The sequence below is a fragment of the Bernardetia aquimarina genome (assembly GCF_042180575.1).
In the GTDB taxonomy this organism is placed as follows: Bacteria; Bacteroidota; Bacteroidia; order Cytophagales; family Bernardetiaceae; genus Bernardetia.
This window is the reverse complement of record NZ_CP170094.1, coordinates 5342112-5358853: the sequence shown is the minus strand read 5'-3', so window position 1 is coordinate 5358853 and position 16742 is coordinate 5342112. Positions and strand designations below refer to the sequence as shown.

Here is a 16742-nt window from a genome sequence, read left to right as displayed (position 1 = left end):
TAAAGAAAACACTAAATCCGTTTATAGTTTTTATATTCTCCTATTCTCCAGCCTGTCCATTTTTCTACCCATGTCAAGAAACGAACCCGAAGAGTATAGTTTTTCTTTGAAATATCGTGTTCGAACGTCCAATTCATTTTTTGTATTCTTTCTTGAATTACTTTTGGGTGTGTTCCTTCAAATTTTTTGAGTGAATCTATACCAGAATAATCAAAGGTTTGCATTGCTCCAAATTTATTATCTACCCATTCTTTATCTTTATAAAGACTATTAAATGCTTTCTGCTTGGCAAGCTGTTTTTGAGGAGGACGCACCCAACCATAATGATATATGTAAGCATCTATATGTTTTACTTTTAGAATCGTATTCGGTTTTTTTCTAAATCCTTGTGCATCTCTAAATGAAAAAATATCTTCTCTTGCTTTTACCACCCTAATTTCTCTACGATACCATTTTCTTGAATCACCTACATAATCATACGAACCATAAAAATGCAAATAATTAAGTAAAAGCCCTTCTACTTTTGGGTCATCTTTATACTTTTCCATTGCATCTTTGATGTTGGAAAGGTATTTTTCATGAACTGTTTCATCACCTTGAATATAAACTGCCCAATCTGTTTTTGTACCATTTATTTTATCATTTTCTAAAATTTTGGCATAAGCTTTATCTGTTTCGGCAGCCAAAACTCGCCCTCCTTGTTTTAGAGAATCATCCCAAATACTATTATAAATTTTTACTTTATTTGTCTTTTGAGCTAAATTTTCAATCAATGCAAGTGTATCATCATCAGAATTTCCAACCATAATAACAAACTCATCACAAAGAGGTAAAACTGATTCAATCGCTTGTACAATAGGATAATCTAAAGCAACTGCATTTTTGATAAAACTAAAACCAACAACTCTCATTTATTTTATTTTTTTGTATAAAAAATATTCCCCAAAATTATGAATTTAATTATAATTTTGAGGAATACTAAAATTGTATTCTGAATTAAGACTTTCGTGCAACTAATCGCTTACCAAATTTTATTTTGATTATTCCTTCGGTACTGCCCTATCGGGCTGACCTAAGTGATGAGATAAGGTCAGTCTCGTTAGAGCAGACCGACATAAACAAAATATTCTTCTGATAAAAAAATCATTTGCCAAAGCCCTATAAATAAACAATTTAGAATGTACTTGTCAAAGAAAAACTAAGACCACTTGAAGCAGGAACAATACGGCAGATTCCACCTACACATAACAGACCAGCACGCTGTCTTCCATAACTAAGTCCAAAACGAGATGCTCCTTTTACATAACTTGCTCCAAAATCATAATAATGTTTTGCTTTTGGTTTTCCTGCTCCTGTTCCTACATAATTCATTTCATTAGACAAATAGAAAGAAAAATTTGATTTTATAGTTGTTTCTAAAAGTCCATACACCCAGTTTCCAAAATCCTGTTCGGTAGCTAAATGTTGAACCTCAGAACGGAAAGCTAATTTTGAACTGTGTTTGTACTGAACATCAGCCACAACAGTATGCGATTTTACAAGTCCAAACCCTGTTCTTCCTTCAATTTGGTCTTTATCATATTCTAAATACGCATAAGTGAAAATAGCTTTCCATTTTTTAGATAGTTTTCTATTAATTTCTATATTAAAATCTTGATAATAAGTTCGGCCACCTATAGCAAAAAACTCGGCTGTGTATCCTTCATCTGTTGCTACTTCTTTTTTATCTAAGTTTCTAGCTGTGGCAAAGTTTAATGAAATACTTGTACCATACTTCCCACCTAACTTAGAACCTCGTTTCAATGAATAAATAAGTTCTGACTGAAAACCCCATTCTCCTAGCATCTGAACAGCATACGGATACAGTGTAAGCAATCGATAAGTATGTTGTTTGGTATTTGCAGGAACAAAATTGATATAATAGACATTATCAATCGCTGTTCTTTCCGAACGAAAATCTAAATTATCGATGCGTTTTGCAGAAACAGAAAATCCTAATCTTGGACGAGAATATTGCATATTCATCAAAAAACCTGTTCCTGTTTTATCTATATAACTATTTACTTTTGAAGGGTCAGAAGCCTTATACACATACTCTACATTCGTAGAAAAACCTCCTTTATTAAGAAATAATCTGCCTGAATAGGCATCTACATTTCTATTGATATACTCAATCGTTCCTAAATAATCTTCGTATTTACTGACAAAACTTCCTGATAAAGTAACAGATAAAGGATTCAAAATAGGTGTTTGACTCTCTTTCTCTTCTTCGGTAAGTTTTGGTTTGAAAATTTCGTGTAAATAAAGCTCTAAATCTAATCCTCTCACGACACCAGCACTAAGTCGGTTTTGCTTTCCAAAAGAGTTTGTTTCATCAATCGTAAAACCATTTCTTTGCCTTCCAATAATTCCAGTTGCTCTAGCTTTTCCATTAAAATCATATTTTACACGAAGTCCATCAATAGAATTATCAATACCAATAAAACGATCTTCTTGCGCTCTCAAAATCATTCCACTTCCAAACTGCTCATACAAATTTCCGACAGTTACATCTAGTCCTTTCAAAGTATAACCCATATAACGCCTCGCAATTCCTGTTCCTCGCATACTTGAAGGATAGCCCAAAAGTGCTGGTAAATAGGTTTCATAACGAACTCCTGCACGAAAATTTCCACGCTCATAATTAAGAGTAAAATAATTATTGAAGCCTATTTTTTCTAAAGGAACGGCTGCCCCAATAATAGAATCTTCTACATAATATCTAAAATCAGTTTGTACACTTCCTGTAAGAGTTCCAAAGTCTATATTTGAGTTTTGATTATCTTGGTTTTGTGCAACTAACGGATTGATAATCAGAAAGAAAAAAGAAACTAAAAAAAGTAGTGTTGTTTGGTAGTAATAGTTTGACATAGCAGTTGATATAGGGATTAACAAAATTTTTGTGCAATCTACCAAATACTTTTCAAAAATAACATCTTTTAGTAATGATATTTATTGATTAAGGAATAAGACACTACTTTTGATTTTCTTCACTTTCTTCATTTTCTTCACTTTCAGTTTCTTCTACTTCTTTCTTGCCTTTTTCTGTTTGCTCTATAATTTTTTTTGCTTTATCAAGAGCTTTATCTTTTCGTGCAATAAAGTCACCTAAAGTTTCTTTTTCTTCAACATTTGGCTCAATTCCTTCATCTTCTAGCTTGTATATTGGGTATTTACCAACCAAAGGAATATCAATTTGTATATTCGAATTAGGAAGATTGAGTACAAAAAATCGTTCTGCTGTAAACCCTTTTTTTGTTCCTCCAGTAGTCGTTCCGATAAGTGTAGCAAAGTTATTTTTCTTACAATTTTCTACTAACTCAAAAGCATCTGCACTCACTTTTCCATCTATTAACAAATAAATTTTTCCTTTATAAGCTGTTAGTTTTGAAAGAATAATTTTAGGTTCATCAGGTGTACCTTTCAAAACTCTATAATTTTCATTCCAGCGTTTTGTCCAACTAGATGACTTATAATTTTTCTTATTCGAAGTAGTCAAATGAATTTGCAAGCTGTCATTTACTTCATTATAAGCGACATATGATTTTTTAAAAACAGGTTTCCAATCTTTATTTGCTATTTTTCCCATTAAAAACTGGGTTACTTCTTTGTTTCCTCCTTCATTTCCTCTGACATCTATAATCAGATGAGGAATTTTCTGTTTGTTGATTTGATAAAAAGCATCATTTAGATACCTTTTCCAGTCATAAGAAAGTTTTTCTGTCTGAAATGTTCCTAATTCCAAATAGGCATATTTAGTATTTAGTTTAAAACTCCACAAATCATCATAATTTTGTGTCAGCAAAGGAAAATACTTTTCAAATTCATCTTTTCGTTCCTCTTTTTTTAGAAGCTCAATAGTCATTGTTTCAGTTGTTTCTTTTCCATTCTTTTTTACTTCTACTTTTATTTCATTTTCTAGTTTATAAAGCAAAGGAAAGTAATAATCAAAATATTCATATTTTGAAGTCAATGTTAATTCTACATCTTTTAATTTTTTGATTTGTCTATCTCCATCCGTTTTGATGTATTTAGTAATATTCTGAAAAATAATATCCGAAGAATTACCGTTTATAGACACAATTACATCACCTTTTTTGAGCTTATCCGAAACAGATTTATAAACAACCCATTGATTTTCTATAATCTTAAACGTAAAAGGCAATAGCTTTTTTTGATTATAAAGCGTATCAATAATTTTATTTTCTTGATTGAATGGATTAATGCCTGTATGTCCACATTTTATAGCAGCCGTAAATTCTGAAAAAAGTAAAAGCGTTTCTTCTGCTGTTTTATCCTCTGAAAAATCAGTTAGTAATTTTTGATATTTCTCTTCTAAAGCCATTGTATCATTGTATTTGTACAAGGCTGGATGCAATTCATTGAGCGCATTCCAAAGTAACTCTGCATCATCTTGTAAGGCTTGAAAAGATATAGTTTCTTGATTATTTTGAGCAAAAGCAACAGAAATAAAACAAAATTGTAGGCAAAAAAATAAAATGAGCTTTTTCATGGGAGTTTAATGATATGGTAATAATATTTGTTGGTAAGAACACCACAGCCGTAAGGCTATTGAGAAATTTTGCCCTCTACTCCGTTAGGAGTTTCATATTGGTAGATAAAAACAGAAAAGTTAAAAATCATTTACTCCGTAGGAGTTGTATATTGGTCGCATTTTGTATTAAAAATTTTGAAACCTACCAATATGTAGTTCCTAACGGAACAAAATACACTCTTTCTTTCTTATTTTTACTACCAATATAAAGTTCCTACGGAACAGAAAGACAACTAAAATTTTAACCTTACGGCTATGGTGTCCCCACCAACAATGGCAAGGAACATAAAAAAAATAAATGGTAAAAATACTGATAAGAGCTAAATGGTAATCATAATTTTTAATTAGCTACGCTGACTTATAATCCGTAATTGATAAAAAATTAAATAATCGTCATTTTCTTATCAATTTCTAAAGCCATTGCTTCTTGTTGCAGTTCTACTTTTAGCATTTTGATATAATCTACTACTTCGTCAAGGTATTTATTCATGTCTTTTTGAGTAACATAGGTATGAACAACATACACTTTTTCATCTACCAAACCTGCTTTTTCGCTATTCCAAACGCCTTTTGCTTCTTTGCTTGTTGCTCCTCCAAAACGTTCTGCCAAAAATTTGAGTGTTTGTTCGACATACTTAGTTGTATCAATCGGTTTATCAACTGAGATAGTAGAAGGAATAAAAACGCCTATTTGATGTGTTCGTTCCAAACGGTCTATAATCGAACCTAGCATTTCTTCTATCGGACGAGGAATTTTATAGTTTGCGTCTTCCGAATCTACAAGTAAAGGCAAATCTGGAATATAAGGAACATCAAAATCTGAACCTCCTTTAATTTTTGTTTTCTCGTGTTCTGGACTACAACGATTGATAATAGTAAAAATGGTAGCCTCATCACTTCGCACATGGTCACGAATTTGTTTTTGTAGTTTTGGGACAACATGCATTGCTTCCTCCAACGGTGGGGAAACAATAATAATCTGATTGACAAACTCCAGTAGCATTGCCAAATTCTCATCAATATAAGTTTGATTTTTTAGGGTAATAATAATATTTTCATAATCTGACATCATTGTATCTAAAAACAAAGTCAGACGAGCAGAAAGAGGTAAATCTGTATTTTCATCTTGAGAAAGCAAAATATCATATCCTGCTGTATGTTTGTAAATCTTTGCTCTTTTACGAATATTCAAATCCGAAATCAAATTTTGAGGTGTTGGATATTCTGTATAAACGGTTGTTTGTTTGGTCTGTGCGTGTAAAATACGAGCCAAAGAGTTTCCAATATTCGTTCCTCCTGCGTTTGGTGTAAGACTAAAAACCAAAATCAAACGAGCCTTTTTTGATGCTCTTGTCTGTCTTCGATTTGATTCTACCAAATATTTCCCTAACATTTTACAAAGACCAATTCCGATTTGAGGATAATCGTACATCATCTGTATAAAATCATCTCGCTGAATAACCAATACATCAACATCACTCAATGCCGAAACGGTAGCCGAACGAGGTTGATTTTCTAATATTCCTACTTCTCCAAAGGTATTTCCTGCCATTAGATAAGCAAAAATTTGTTCTTTTCCACTTGCAATAATTTTCTTTACTGCCACAATTCCGTTGATAATCAAATACAAACTATCACTTGCCTTTCCTTGCCAAACAACCGTTTCATCAGGAAAAAACTGACGCATTTTTGCTTTTGCAGCTATTTTTTCTAATGCTTCTTGAGGAAGGGAAGTAAAAAGAGGAGATTGTTTGAGCGATTCTACTTTATTAATTCTATCTATCACAGCAATATTTTTTTTAAACGGTTGGGTAGGAATACAGTTGATTGAAATGAATTTTAAAGTTACTATTTTTCTTAATAAAATGGTAGAATTATTTTTTATGTTTGTATTTTAGGCAAAAATGAAACGACTAATCTAAGCGTCTTCGCTTGAATTTTAATATAAAAATAAAACAATGACTTATACTTTTTCTCAAATTACATCTTACTTAGAATCTATTGCTCCCCTTAATTTTCAAGAATCGTATGATAATTCTGGACTTTTGGTGGGAAATCCGAATACAGAAATTACAGGAATTTTGGTTTCTTTAGATACGATTGAATCCGTTATAGAAGAAGCAAAAGCAAAAAACTGCAATCTGATTGTGGCACATCATCCTATTATTTTTAGAGGCTTAAAAAGCCTTACAGGAAAAAATTATATCGAAAGAACAGTCATAAAAGCCATTCAAGAAGGAATCGGAATTTATGCCATTCATACTAATTTGGATAATGTTCAAAATGGAGTAAATGCTAAAATAGCCGAAAAAATAGGACTTATTAATACACAAATTTTATCTCCCAAGCCTACTATTTTTCATAAAGGAAATAATGAAACTCAAAATGTAGGCTCTGGAATGATTGGGGAATTATCAGAAGCCATTTCTGCCACTGCTTTTCTAGCAAATCTCAAATCAAAAATGAATTTGCCTTTGATAAAACATACTAGCTTAAAAAACTTCAAAGATAGAAAAGTGAAAAAAATTGCTATCTGTGGTGGTGCAGGAAGTTTTCTTTTAAAAGAAGCTCTCAAAAAACAAGCTGATTTTTTTATTACAGGAGATTACAAATACCACGAGTTTTTTGATGCTGAAGATAAAATTGTGATTTGTGATATTGGACACTATGAAAGTGAAGTTTTTACGAAAGATTTATTAGTTGATTTCCTTCAAGAAAAATTTTCTGATATAAAAATTATAGCTTGTGAAACGAATACAAATCCAGTAGAATATTATTTTTAAGAAATTATTAGGGAAAAATTTGTAATTTTGATATAATATAACTGGTTCAAGCGTCGACGCTTGAACCAGTTATGTAAAATTTTCCTAAGAATTTCCACGCAAAAAAATAATTATTTCTTTGCGTCAAAATATATATAAAAATGAGTTGTAATTCATGTGCAACGAATGCACAAAAAATAGATACAGAAAATGAACAAAACGAAAGTAATGAAGAACCAAAAGGCTGTAAAAGCAATGGAAATTGTGGTACTTCGGGTTGTAATCGTCTAAATTCGTTTGATTGGCTTTCTCAAATGGAACTCCCTGATACAAAACCATTTGAAATTGTAGAAGTAAAATTTAAAGGAGGCAGAAAAGCCTTTTGTAGAAATATAAATAACATCCATTTAATTACAGGTGATGCTGTAACATTGGAAGTAGAAAGAGGTTTCCATGTAGGTCATATATCTTTACAAGGCGAACTTGTGCGTCTGCAAATGCGAAAAAAACGCATCAAAATGGACGATGAGAGTATTTGTAATATTGAAAGAAAGGCTACACAAAACGATTTGGACAAGCTCATTGAAGCTAGAAATAGAGAGCTTCCAACAATGTACCGAACACGAGAAATCATTAACCAAACTCATTTGGCAATGAAACTCTCTGATGTAGAATATCAAGCTGATTGTACAAAAGCAACTTTTTATTATTCGGCAGATTCAAGGGTAGATTTTCGTGAACTTATCCGAATGTTGGCAGCAGAATTCAGAATTCGTATCGAAATGCGACAAATTAGCCTCCGACAAGAAGCCAGCCGAGTAGGTGGAATTGGTGTTTGTGGACGTGAACTTTGCTGCTCAACGTGGCTTTCAGACTTCAAACCAGTCAGTACAACAGCTGCACGTTATCAAAATCTTTCTTTGAATACATCCAAACTTTCAGGGCAATGTGGAAAATTAAAATGTTGTCTTAATTATGAATTGGACACTTATTTAGATGCTCTTAAAGACATTCCAGAAGTAAAATTTTTGCGTACACAAGAAGGCGAAGCACAATTACAAAAAACAGATATTTTCAAAAAACTAATGTGGTTTAGTTATAACTCTGAGAATATGTGGTATGCTTTGTCTATCGAAGAAGTAAATACAATCTTGAAACTCAATGAAAAAAAAGAGTTTCCTCCCTCACTAAAACCATCTGAATGGCTTTCAGAAGGCGAAACATTAGACACAACACTACAAGACAATCATATTATTGATGCCGAAGAGTTTGAAAGAAATGTAAGACGAAAAGCTGAAAATGGAATTTCTCATACAGAAAATGTTCGCAAAAAAAGAACTCGCACACGAAGACCACGAAAAAAAATTTCTAAACCAGAAGAAGTAAATACCTCTTCAGCATCAACTCTTGAAAGCAACAAACAAAATCAAGCAAACAAACGCAAAAAAAGAAAAGGTAATCCTTTAAGACAAAGAAAAACACAAAATGGGGAATCAAAAAATAATCAAAATTAATTAATTTTCTAGTAATGACTATTAAATAACCACTATCAAAAAGATGAATCAAGTAGAAGAATTCAATGCCTATCGCAGTAAAATGAATGAAAAAATTATGGCTGCTGATAATAAAGTATTAAAACGTATTTTCAATTTAGATACTAATGCGTATGCAGAGGGAACACTAGACATCAAAACAAAAGAACTTATTGGGCTTACTTGTTCGATGGTTTTGCGTTGTGATGATTGCATCAAATATCATTTAGGAAAAGCAAAAGAAGCAGGAATTTCAGACGAACAAATCATTGAAGCAATGGCAATAGCTAATCTTGTAGGAGGAACAATCGTAATTCCACATCTTAGAAGAGCAATGGAATATTTGGAAGAACTGAATAAATAATTTTTTCCTACTAAGGAATTGAAATTAAATAACATACTCATTTAAAAACAACAAATTATTGATATTCAGCGCATTACATTCATAATTTGTAATTATTCCTAAGTAAAAACCTATTTTGAATAGCATTTTAAAATAGGTTTTATTTTTTAATCCAATAAAATAGACATCACAAAAAAACTATCAAATAGTTGTATTAAATTTATGAAGACAAAAGTTTTTAATCTATCTTATTATTTTTGGTTTTTTCTCTTATTTATTATTATTCCTATAAGTTGTGCATTATTTGCAGAGGGGATTTTAAAATTATTTTTTCTTAAAAATCAATATCTACTTTCTCTTTTTCAGAATGGAAAATTAGATTATGGTATATCTTATTATATTTCTTTAGCTTTAAGTTTGGTAGCAACTATGTTAGTAGTTGTTTTCTTAAAAAAACGTTTTATGCTTTATGAAATAGAGAAAAATAATAGTGGAACTATTTTTTGGATTATCAATGCTTGTTATTTACTTACCCAACACATACAAATGTATTTCTTCGAAAAATGGTGGAAATATGATAACTATACTCGTTTGAGAAGTATTGATAGTAAATTATTAGAAAATGCACTAGCAGATTATAGCAATCTATATGTCTATATTTTACCTCATTTATTGAATGCTTTTTTTCTATTTTTTGCTATTCAATTACTAATATGGATTTCAGATATTGAAGAGAGTTTCAGAACAGTTCGTCTTATTTTAAGAAAAGTGTTTTTTACAAAAGAAGAACTAGAAAAGATAATTGATTACAAAATAGATGTTCCCATAGGCAAGGAAGAAGAATTTAAAAATCAAAAAGAAGTTTTTTTGAATCAGAAAAAATATTTTACTTACTCTGATTATAAGCATTTTATAAAAAAAGTCCAATTAGAAAATTAAATAAGGCAAAGTACACGCACTTATACTATAAATAAATAAAAAACATCTCTTTAAAATGCTACTTTAGCACAAAAAAAATGCTTATATTGGCTATATATTTGTGTTTCCCTATCCATACAGATACAAAATTCTACTTATTTTCCCCTTTATCTTATTCTATATTGACTTTTCAAATAAATAAGATAGCTCTATAAAGATATATGCGTTATTCCAATACACTCAAATACGCCATCGGTGGGCTAGTATTTGGTTTGTTTTTCCCTTTATTTGCCCTAATACTTGATGGATTCTTCTTTAAGCAACTTGCTTTTGGTTGGGATATAATTATTCAACTCCATAAACTCAATCCAATTCACTTTGTAATTGATTCTGCTCCTTTAGTACTAGGAGGGGCTTTTGCATATATGGGTTCTTTGAGAGACAAACTGATTGCTAGTTATGAACAAAAGGGAATCAGCTCAGAACAGTATGAAAAAGAAAACAATGCAATTCTAAAAAAACTACGAATTGGAAATATAGCTGCACCACTTATTATTACAGTTCTCTTATTAGGAAGTTATTTCGTTGTTCAAAATTTTATATCTGACCAGCAAAATGATGCCCCTGTAATCAATACGTCAGGAAGACAGCGCATGTTGAGTCAAAAAATAGCTAAAAGTGCTTTATACATAGCTACAACAAACTCACAAAGCGAAGAGCAAGTTCCTTATATAAATGCTTTAGATATAGATATAAAAGAATTTGAAACAGCACATCTCAATTTAATAGGAAAAGAAAATACATTACCTTTTAGTAAAAATCATATTAATTCTGAAGAGGTAACCCTTTTATATAATTCTCTTTCCCCTTATTACAATGGAATTTTGGCAGGCGTAGAGCAGCTTTTAGATGCCAATAAAGTCGCAGACCTAGAAAGTAGCAGAAATAGTATGCGAGATGCGATTCAGAAAATAGAACGCAATGAAAGAGCTTTTCTTCCTATAATGGATAAAGTTGTGGTTACTTATAAAGAAGAAGCACAAGAAAAACTAACTTATATACAAATAGCACAGTTTGGAGTGATAGGCTTTCTACTAGCTTTTATTTGGTCTATTTCATTTTTTGTTTTAAAGCCAATGGTAAATCAAGTAAAAATGGCTTTTACAGATGTCGAAATTGCGACTAGAACATTAGAAGAAAATAATCAAGAATTACAAGCATCAGAAGAAGAGTTACGACAAAATTCTGAACAAATGAAAACGGTAAATGATAACTTAATTAATTCACAGAGAGAACTAAAAGTCTATATTAATAGAGTTTCACAAGCCAAAGAAATGGCAAAATTAGCTGCTTATGATTTGGATATCAAAACTAATGAAATCACACACACAGAACACTTAAATACTCTTTTAGGAGTTGATAAAAATGTCAAAATTGATAGTCAATTCTTAGAAAATGTTATTCATTCTGAGGATTATCCAAAACTATTAGAAAGTCAGAAAAAAGCCATTGAAAATGAAGAAGATACTTATTATCGCTTGCGTATCAAAACTGATTATTTTAAAGATTGGCATTGGTTTCAAGGCACTACTCATGGTGTCTTTAATAAAAGAGGAAAGTTAAGTTATGTTGTTAATAGCTTGCAAGACATTACAGAAAGCATACAAAAAGAACAAGAAATAAAAAGATTATTACAAGAAGCAAGCATACAAAACCAAGAGTTACAAGCCTCTGAAGAAGAATTACGTCAGAATACAGAGCAATTACAGCTTATCAACGATAACCTTTTTGTTGCACAGCGAGAGGCAGAAGAACAGCGTATTCTTCTTAATCGTGCAGAAGAAATTTCTCAAATAGGAAGCTTTGAGGGAGATTTAAAGGCACGCTCTTATCATAATTCCAAAAATTTAGCTCTTATTTATGGCTTAGAGGGTGATGAAATGAAAAATGTGCAAAAACAACTAAAATATTATCACAAAGATGATTATAAAGAATTAGAAACAAATTCTCTACTGTTAATGCAAGGATTAAAAGATAATTTCATTCAAATTGCTCGTTTTAAAGGGCCAAAACATACTGAATGGAAATATTTAAAATTAGAAGGAACTTTAATAAGAGATGTTACAGGTAATCCAGAAAGATTGTTAGGGGTAGTTCAGGATATTACTCAAATTACATTACAACAACAAGCATTAGAACAATCTCAAATACAACTAGAATCTCTTAGTAATAACTTACAAGGGATTATGTATCGCTCTTTGATTGATGAAAATTGGACAATGAAATTCATTTCTAAAGGAGTCGAACGCATTACAGGTTATGCAGCTTCTGATTTCTTAGATAATAAAGTATGTTCTTTTGCTAGTATTATTCATCCAGATGATAACTCTACTAATGAAGAAATAACTCAAGCTATTGAAACAAAACAACCTTATAAAATAGAATATCGTCTTATTCATAAAAATGGTTCTGTTATTTGGGTAGAAGAAACAGGACAAGTAGTTGAAGATAAAATCAATAATATAAATTATCTTGATGGTATCTTGATGGATATTACACAAAGGAAACAAGCTGAACAAATCATAGAAACCCAAACTCAAAAACTACTTACTTCTCAAAAAGAATTAGAACAACAACAGCAAATGCTTACTGATGCCGAAAAAATGGCAAAAATGGGAAGTTATGTTTGGAATCTTCATACAAGAGAAATTAAACACTCTGAAAATCTTCCTGCTATTTATGGATTAGAAAAAGATACTATTGTCAATCAAGTCGTATTTCACTCTATTATTCATCCTGATGAAAGAGAATCTCATCAAAACATGATTAATGAAGCAATAATGAGTGGGCAAAAAGAAGTCTTTACAACTTACAGAGCAAAGCCTCCTCATTTACCAAAAGAACCTTGGAAGCATTATCGTACTTACTCTATTATCAATTATAACGAAAATGGTGAACCAACTACATTGATAGGAACAGCACAAGATATTAGTGAAGAAGTAACACAACAAAAAATACAGCAAGAACTTCTCAATTATGTAAAAGAAAACAAAGAAAATCTAGAAGAATCTCAACGTATTGCTCAAATTGTGAGTTATGATATGAATATCACAACCAAAAAAGTAGAGTGGTCAGAGAGTTTTGATAAAGTATTTCAAATAGAAAACCATCAAATACCACAAGATACTGCCATATTTCAAGAATGGATAGAAAAAGAAGATTCAATTTCATTAAATCAAGCATGGACAGTAGCTGTAACAAAAAAAGAAGAATTTAATGCCGTTTATCGTATTCATACACCAAATAAAAAAACTTTTTATGTAAGAGAAAAAGGCTATCCTGTTTTTGATGAAGAAGGAAATCTTATCAAAATGAAGGGAACACTTCAAGATGTAACTAAATCTGAACTTGCTAAAAATAAACTAGAAAAAACGTCAGCTCAATTAGAAAAACAAAATAATAATCTTGTTTCTAGTATCAATTATGCACAGCGCATTCAATCAGCCATGCTAGGAGGAACACAAGATTTGAAACAGATATTCGAAGATGCCTTTGTATTCTTTGAGCCAAAAGATGTAGTTTCAGGAGATTTTTATTGGTACAATGAAATAGGAACTCGTAAAATTGCCGTTGTAGGAGATTGTACAGGGCATGGAGTACCAGGGGCATTTATGTCATTACTTGGAACTACACTTCTAAATGATATTATTCTTCAACAACAGGTTACGACACCTAGTAAAATCTTAGATTTTATGCAAAAAGAAATAAGAAGGATTTTGAAACAAGACACCACAGGAAATCGTGATGGGATGGATATGGCTGTTGTTGTTGTTGATAAATCTGTCGGAATGATGGAATTTGCAGGTGCAAAAAGCCCTTTAGTTTATATACATAAAAAACGCAAAAAAGGTGGTGCAGATGCAAATCTAACTCTTATTAAAGGAGATGTACATCCTATTGGAGGACGAACACAAAAATTTATGGATATAGAATATACAAACCATATCATTGAATTAGAAAATGTAGAGGCATTTTATATTTATTCTGATGGCTACCAAGACCAATTTGGAGGAGAAGAAGGACGAAAATTTATGTCCATCAAATTTAGGCAACTCCTATATGATACACATAGTACTTCTATGCGCCATCAAAGAGTTTCTCTCAAAAGAAATCTAATGAACTGGACAGGAACAGAACACGAACAAATTGATGATATTTGTGTAATGGGAATTACAATATAAATTCCAAACTAGAATAATCAATAAAATAAGTAATTAGAATTACTTATCTAGGGAATAGATGCACAAAGAGGCAAGTAGGTTACTTTATCAAAACTTGAACAAAGATGTTTAAGATAAATGTAAAATTTAGTACCTTTATGCTTCAATTTATTACTACTCCAAATGAACGTTTATTTTTCTTACATCAAGAAAAAATTTGTATTCTTTTTACTTATTTTTTTCTACTGTCTCAACACATCTACTCTTGCTCAAAAAATAACTCTAAAGAATGAAAAGCAGATTTCTAGTCTAGGAAATTCTCTTTATTATTTCATAGATTCGGAAAACAAAGGTTATTCTATTGAAGACATAAACAAGGTAAATTTCAACAAAAACTGGATAAAAAATCAATCAGAACACTTAAACCTTGGCTACCTCTCTGTTCCTATTTGGCTAAAAGTAGAGATAGAAAATAAATCAAAAATTGAGGATTGGCAATTTGTTTTGGATATGCCTTTCACAGATAAAATTGATTTTTATCAAGAAAAAGAAGGACGTTTAATTCATCACTCTCAAACAGGTTGGCTATCTACTTATCACTCTCGTGGAGAGATAAAAAATAATGGTTTTTCTTTTCCTTTACACCTTTCTTCTAATGAAAAGATAGTTTGTTATTTGCGTATTCGTTCTGATTATCCTGTTTTGTTACCTATTTCTATCCTTCCAAAATCAAAAGTACATCAAGAGGGAAAAGATAGTCATATTGGATATGGTATTTATTTTGGTATTCTGTTGATAATGATGTTCTATAATCTAGTTATTTTCTTGATAATCAGAGATGTCAATTATATTTATTATGTATTAACTATCATTTGTACTTTCTTGACTTTTGCTGGAGTTAGTGGCTATTTATTCAAATATATTTATCCAAGTTTTCCCGAAGCGAATATATATTTTATTCGTGCTGCCATGATAGGTACTGTCATTACTACCTCTATTTTTACTATCTACTTTTTAGAATTAAGGAAGTATCATACTTGGTTGTTTCGTTATTTCTTAGCAGTCATTTTTCTTGCTATTGTAGCATTTATTATAAATTATGCAGGATGGACAGGAGTAGTAAATGCAGTTACTAAGTTACAGGCTTTTTCTCTTTTGGCTACTGGAATTTATTGTTGGTATAAAGGAAATAAATTTGCTCGTTTTTTTGTATTAGCTTGGGCTTCTTATCTGATAGGGGGACTTATGATTACACTTCGAAATAGTGGAACACTACCTATTAATTTTTGGACAAATCACGGAGCAGAAATAGGTTCAGCCTTAGAGGTTGCATTGATTTCTATTGCTTTAGCTGATAGATACAGAACGATAAGAAGAGAAAAAAATATAGCAACAAAAAAGGCTCTACACTTAGAAAAGCAATCAAAAGAGCAGTTGGAAACAAAGGTAATAGAACGTACACAAAAACTAAATGAAAGCAATGAAGAATTAGCCCAAATCAATGAACAATTATCAAGTACACTAGAAACAGTAGAAAAACAAAAAGCAGAAATTGAATCCAAAAGTGTCGCTCTTACCAATAGTTTGAATTATGCAAAGCGTATTCAAGAAGCTGTTTTGCCTTCTCAAAATGAAATTTGTGCTTATTTTTCAGATTGTTTTACACTTTACTTGCCCAAAGATGTAGTAAGTGGCGATTTTTACTTCTTTTTAGAAAAAGGTAATCATACATTTTTAGCTGTTGCAGATTGTACAGGGCATGGCGTTCCAGGTTCATTGATGTCTATGATAGGAATTAATCTATTGCGTGAAATTATTATAGAAAATAATTATATTTCTCCTGCTCAAATTCTGATAAATTTGCATCAAGAAACAGTATCACTACTAAAACAAAAAGAAACAGGAAATAAAGATGGAATGGATATTTCGCTTTGTGTTATTGATAAAATAAATAATAAAATGACTTTTGCTGGAGCGAAAAACACTCTAATTAGCATTAAAAATGGTGAAATAACAGAATATAAAGCAAGCAAATTTAGTATTGGAGGTTCGCTCAAAACAGAAGGAATCAATTTTGAAGACAAAATAATAGAATTCGATAATCAAACTTCTTATTATATGTATTCAGATGGTTATCAAGACCAATTTGGAGGAGAGAATAATAAAAAATTTATGCGTAAAAATCTAAAAAGTCTTTTACAAACAATCCATCAGTTACCTTTTCAAGAACAAAAAGAAATTTTGGAAAATACAATTATAAAATGGCAAGAAGTTGCTCAAGCCTCTCAAATTGATGATATTTTGGTAATGGGATTTAGAATATAATCAGTTATCAGTTATCAGTTATCAGTTATCAGTTATCAGTTATCAGTT

Annotated in this window: 10 protein-coding genes; 6 read left to right on the top strand and 4 right to left on the bottom strand. The window is 31.0% G+C overall.

Translation table 11 applies throughout. The features are described from left to right. Window positions 1-11: 11 nt before the first annotated feature. From ACE193_RS23120 to ACE193_RS23105, 4 genes are all read right to left on the bottom strand, one after another. Window positions 12-911 (bottom strand): glycosyltransferase family 2 protein, encoded by a 900-nt coding sequence (locus ACE193_RS23120; protein ID WP_375560552.1) that lies wholly within the window; start codon window positions 909-911, stop codon window positions 12-14. Between the two features lie 262 nt (window positions 912-1173). Further along, entirely contained in the window at window positions 1174-2910 is a 1737-nt protein-coding gene (locus ACE193_RS23115) for a DUF6029 family protein (protein ID WP_375560551.1), read from the bottom strand. A 103-nt stretch (window positions 2911-3013) separates the two neighbouring features. After that, window positions 3014-4552, bottom strand: coding sequence for a S41 family peptidase (locus tag ACE193_RS23110; RefSeq protein WP_375560550.1), 1539 nt, complete (start codon window positions 4550-4552; stop codon window positions 3014-3016). 424 nt (window positions 4553-4976) lie between these two features. Then, window positions 4977-6380, bottom strand: coding sequence for a cyclic nucleotide-binding domain-containing protein (locus tag ACE193_RS23105; RefSeq protein WP_375560549.1), 1404 nt, complete (start codon window positions 6378-6380; stop codon window positions 4977-4979). A gap of 172 nt (window positions 6381-6552) precedes the next feature. On the opposite strand from ACE193_RS23105, the gene ACE193_RS23100 reads away from it, so the two are divergent. From ACE193_RS23100 to ACE193_RS23075, 6 genes are all read left to right on the top strand, one after another. Then, the gene (locus ACE193_RS23100) at window positions 6553-7377 is read left to right on the top strand and encodes a Nif3-like dinuclear metal center hexameric protein (RefSeq protein WP_375560548.1); all 825 of its coding nucleotides are present in this window, start codon (window positions 6553-6555) and stop codon (window positions 7375-7377) included. Between the two features lie 140 nt (window positions 7378-7517). Next, window positions 7518-8870, top strand: coding sequence for a stage 0 sporulation family protein (locus ACE193_RS23095; protein WP_375560547.1), 1353 nt, complete (start codon window positions 7518-7520; stop codon window positions 8868-8870). 43 nt (window positions 8871-8913) lie between these two features. Further along, window positions 8914-9252 carry a carboxymuconolactone decarboxylase family protein gene (locus ACE193_RS23090; protein WP_375560546.1) on the top strand — a complete coding sequence of 113 codons (339 nt, stop codon included), beginning with the start codon at window positions 8914-8916 and terminating at the stop codon, window positions 9250-9252. 201 nt (window positions 9253-9453) lie between these two features. Beyond that, window positions 9454-10170: a hypothetical protein gene (locus ACE193_RS23085; protein WP_375560545.1), complete on the top strand. Its 717-nt coding sequence runs from the start codon at window positions 9454-9456 to the stop codon at window positions 10168-10170. A 200-nt stretch (window positions 10171-10370) separates the two neighbouring features. After that, window positions 10371-14390, top strand: a complete 4020-nt coding sequence (locus ACE193_RS23080; protein WP_375560544.1) for a PAS domain-containing protein — start codon at window positions 10371-10373, stop codon at window positions 14388-14390. Window positions 14391-14552: 162 nt separating this feature from the next. Further along, window positions 14553-16694 carry a 7TM diverse intracellular signaling domain-containing protein gene (locus tag ACE193_RS23075; RefSeq protein WP_375560543.1) on the top strand — a complete coding sequence of 714 codons (2142 nt, stop codon included), beginning with the start codon at window positions 14553-14555 and terminating at the stop codon, window positions 16692-16694. The last annotated feature ends 48 nt before the right edge of the window (window positions 16695-16742 follow it).

Coding starts and splice junctions, on each gene's coding strand:
- ACE193_RS23120 (WP_375560552.1), bottom strand. CDS start 911: ATGAGAGTTGTTGGTTTTAGTTTTATCAAAAATGCAGTTGCTTTAGAT.
- ACE193_RS23115 (WP_375560551.1), bottom strand. CDS start 2,910: ATGTCAAACTATTACTACCAAACAACACTACTTTTTTTAGTTTCTTTT.
- ACE193_RS23110 (WP_375560550.1), bottom strand. CDS start 4,552: ATGAAAAAGCTCATTTTATTTTTTTGCCTACAATTTTGTTTTATTTCT.
- ACE193_RS23100 (WP_375560548.1), top strand. CDS start 6,553: ATGACTTATACTTTTTCTCAAATTACATCTTACTTAGAATCTATTGCT.
- ACE193_RS23095 (WP_375560547.1), top strand. CDS start 7,518: ATGAGTTGTAATTCATGTGCAACGAATGCACAAAAAATAGATACAGAA.
- ACE193_RS23090 (WP_375560546.1), top strand. CDS start 8,914: ATGAATCAAGTAGAAGAATTCAATGCCTATCGCAGTAAAATGAATGAA.
- ACE193_RS23085 (WP_375560545.1), top strand. CDS start 9,454: ATGAAGACAAAAGTTTTTAATCTATCTTATTATTTTTGGTTTTTTCTC.
- ACE193_RS23080 (WP_375560544.1), top strand. CDS start 10,371: ATGCGTTATTCCAATACACTCAAATACGCCATCGGTGGGCTAGTATTT.
- ACE193_RS23075 (WP_375560543.1), top strand. CDS start 14,553: ATGAACGTTTATTTTTCTTACATCAAGAAAAAATTTGTATTCTTTTTA.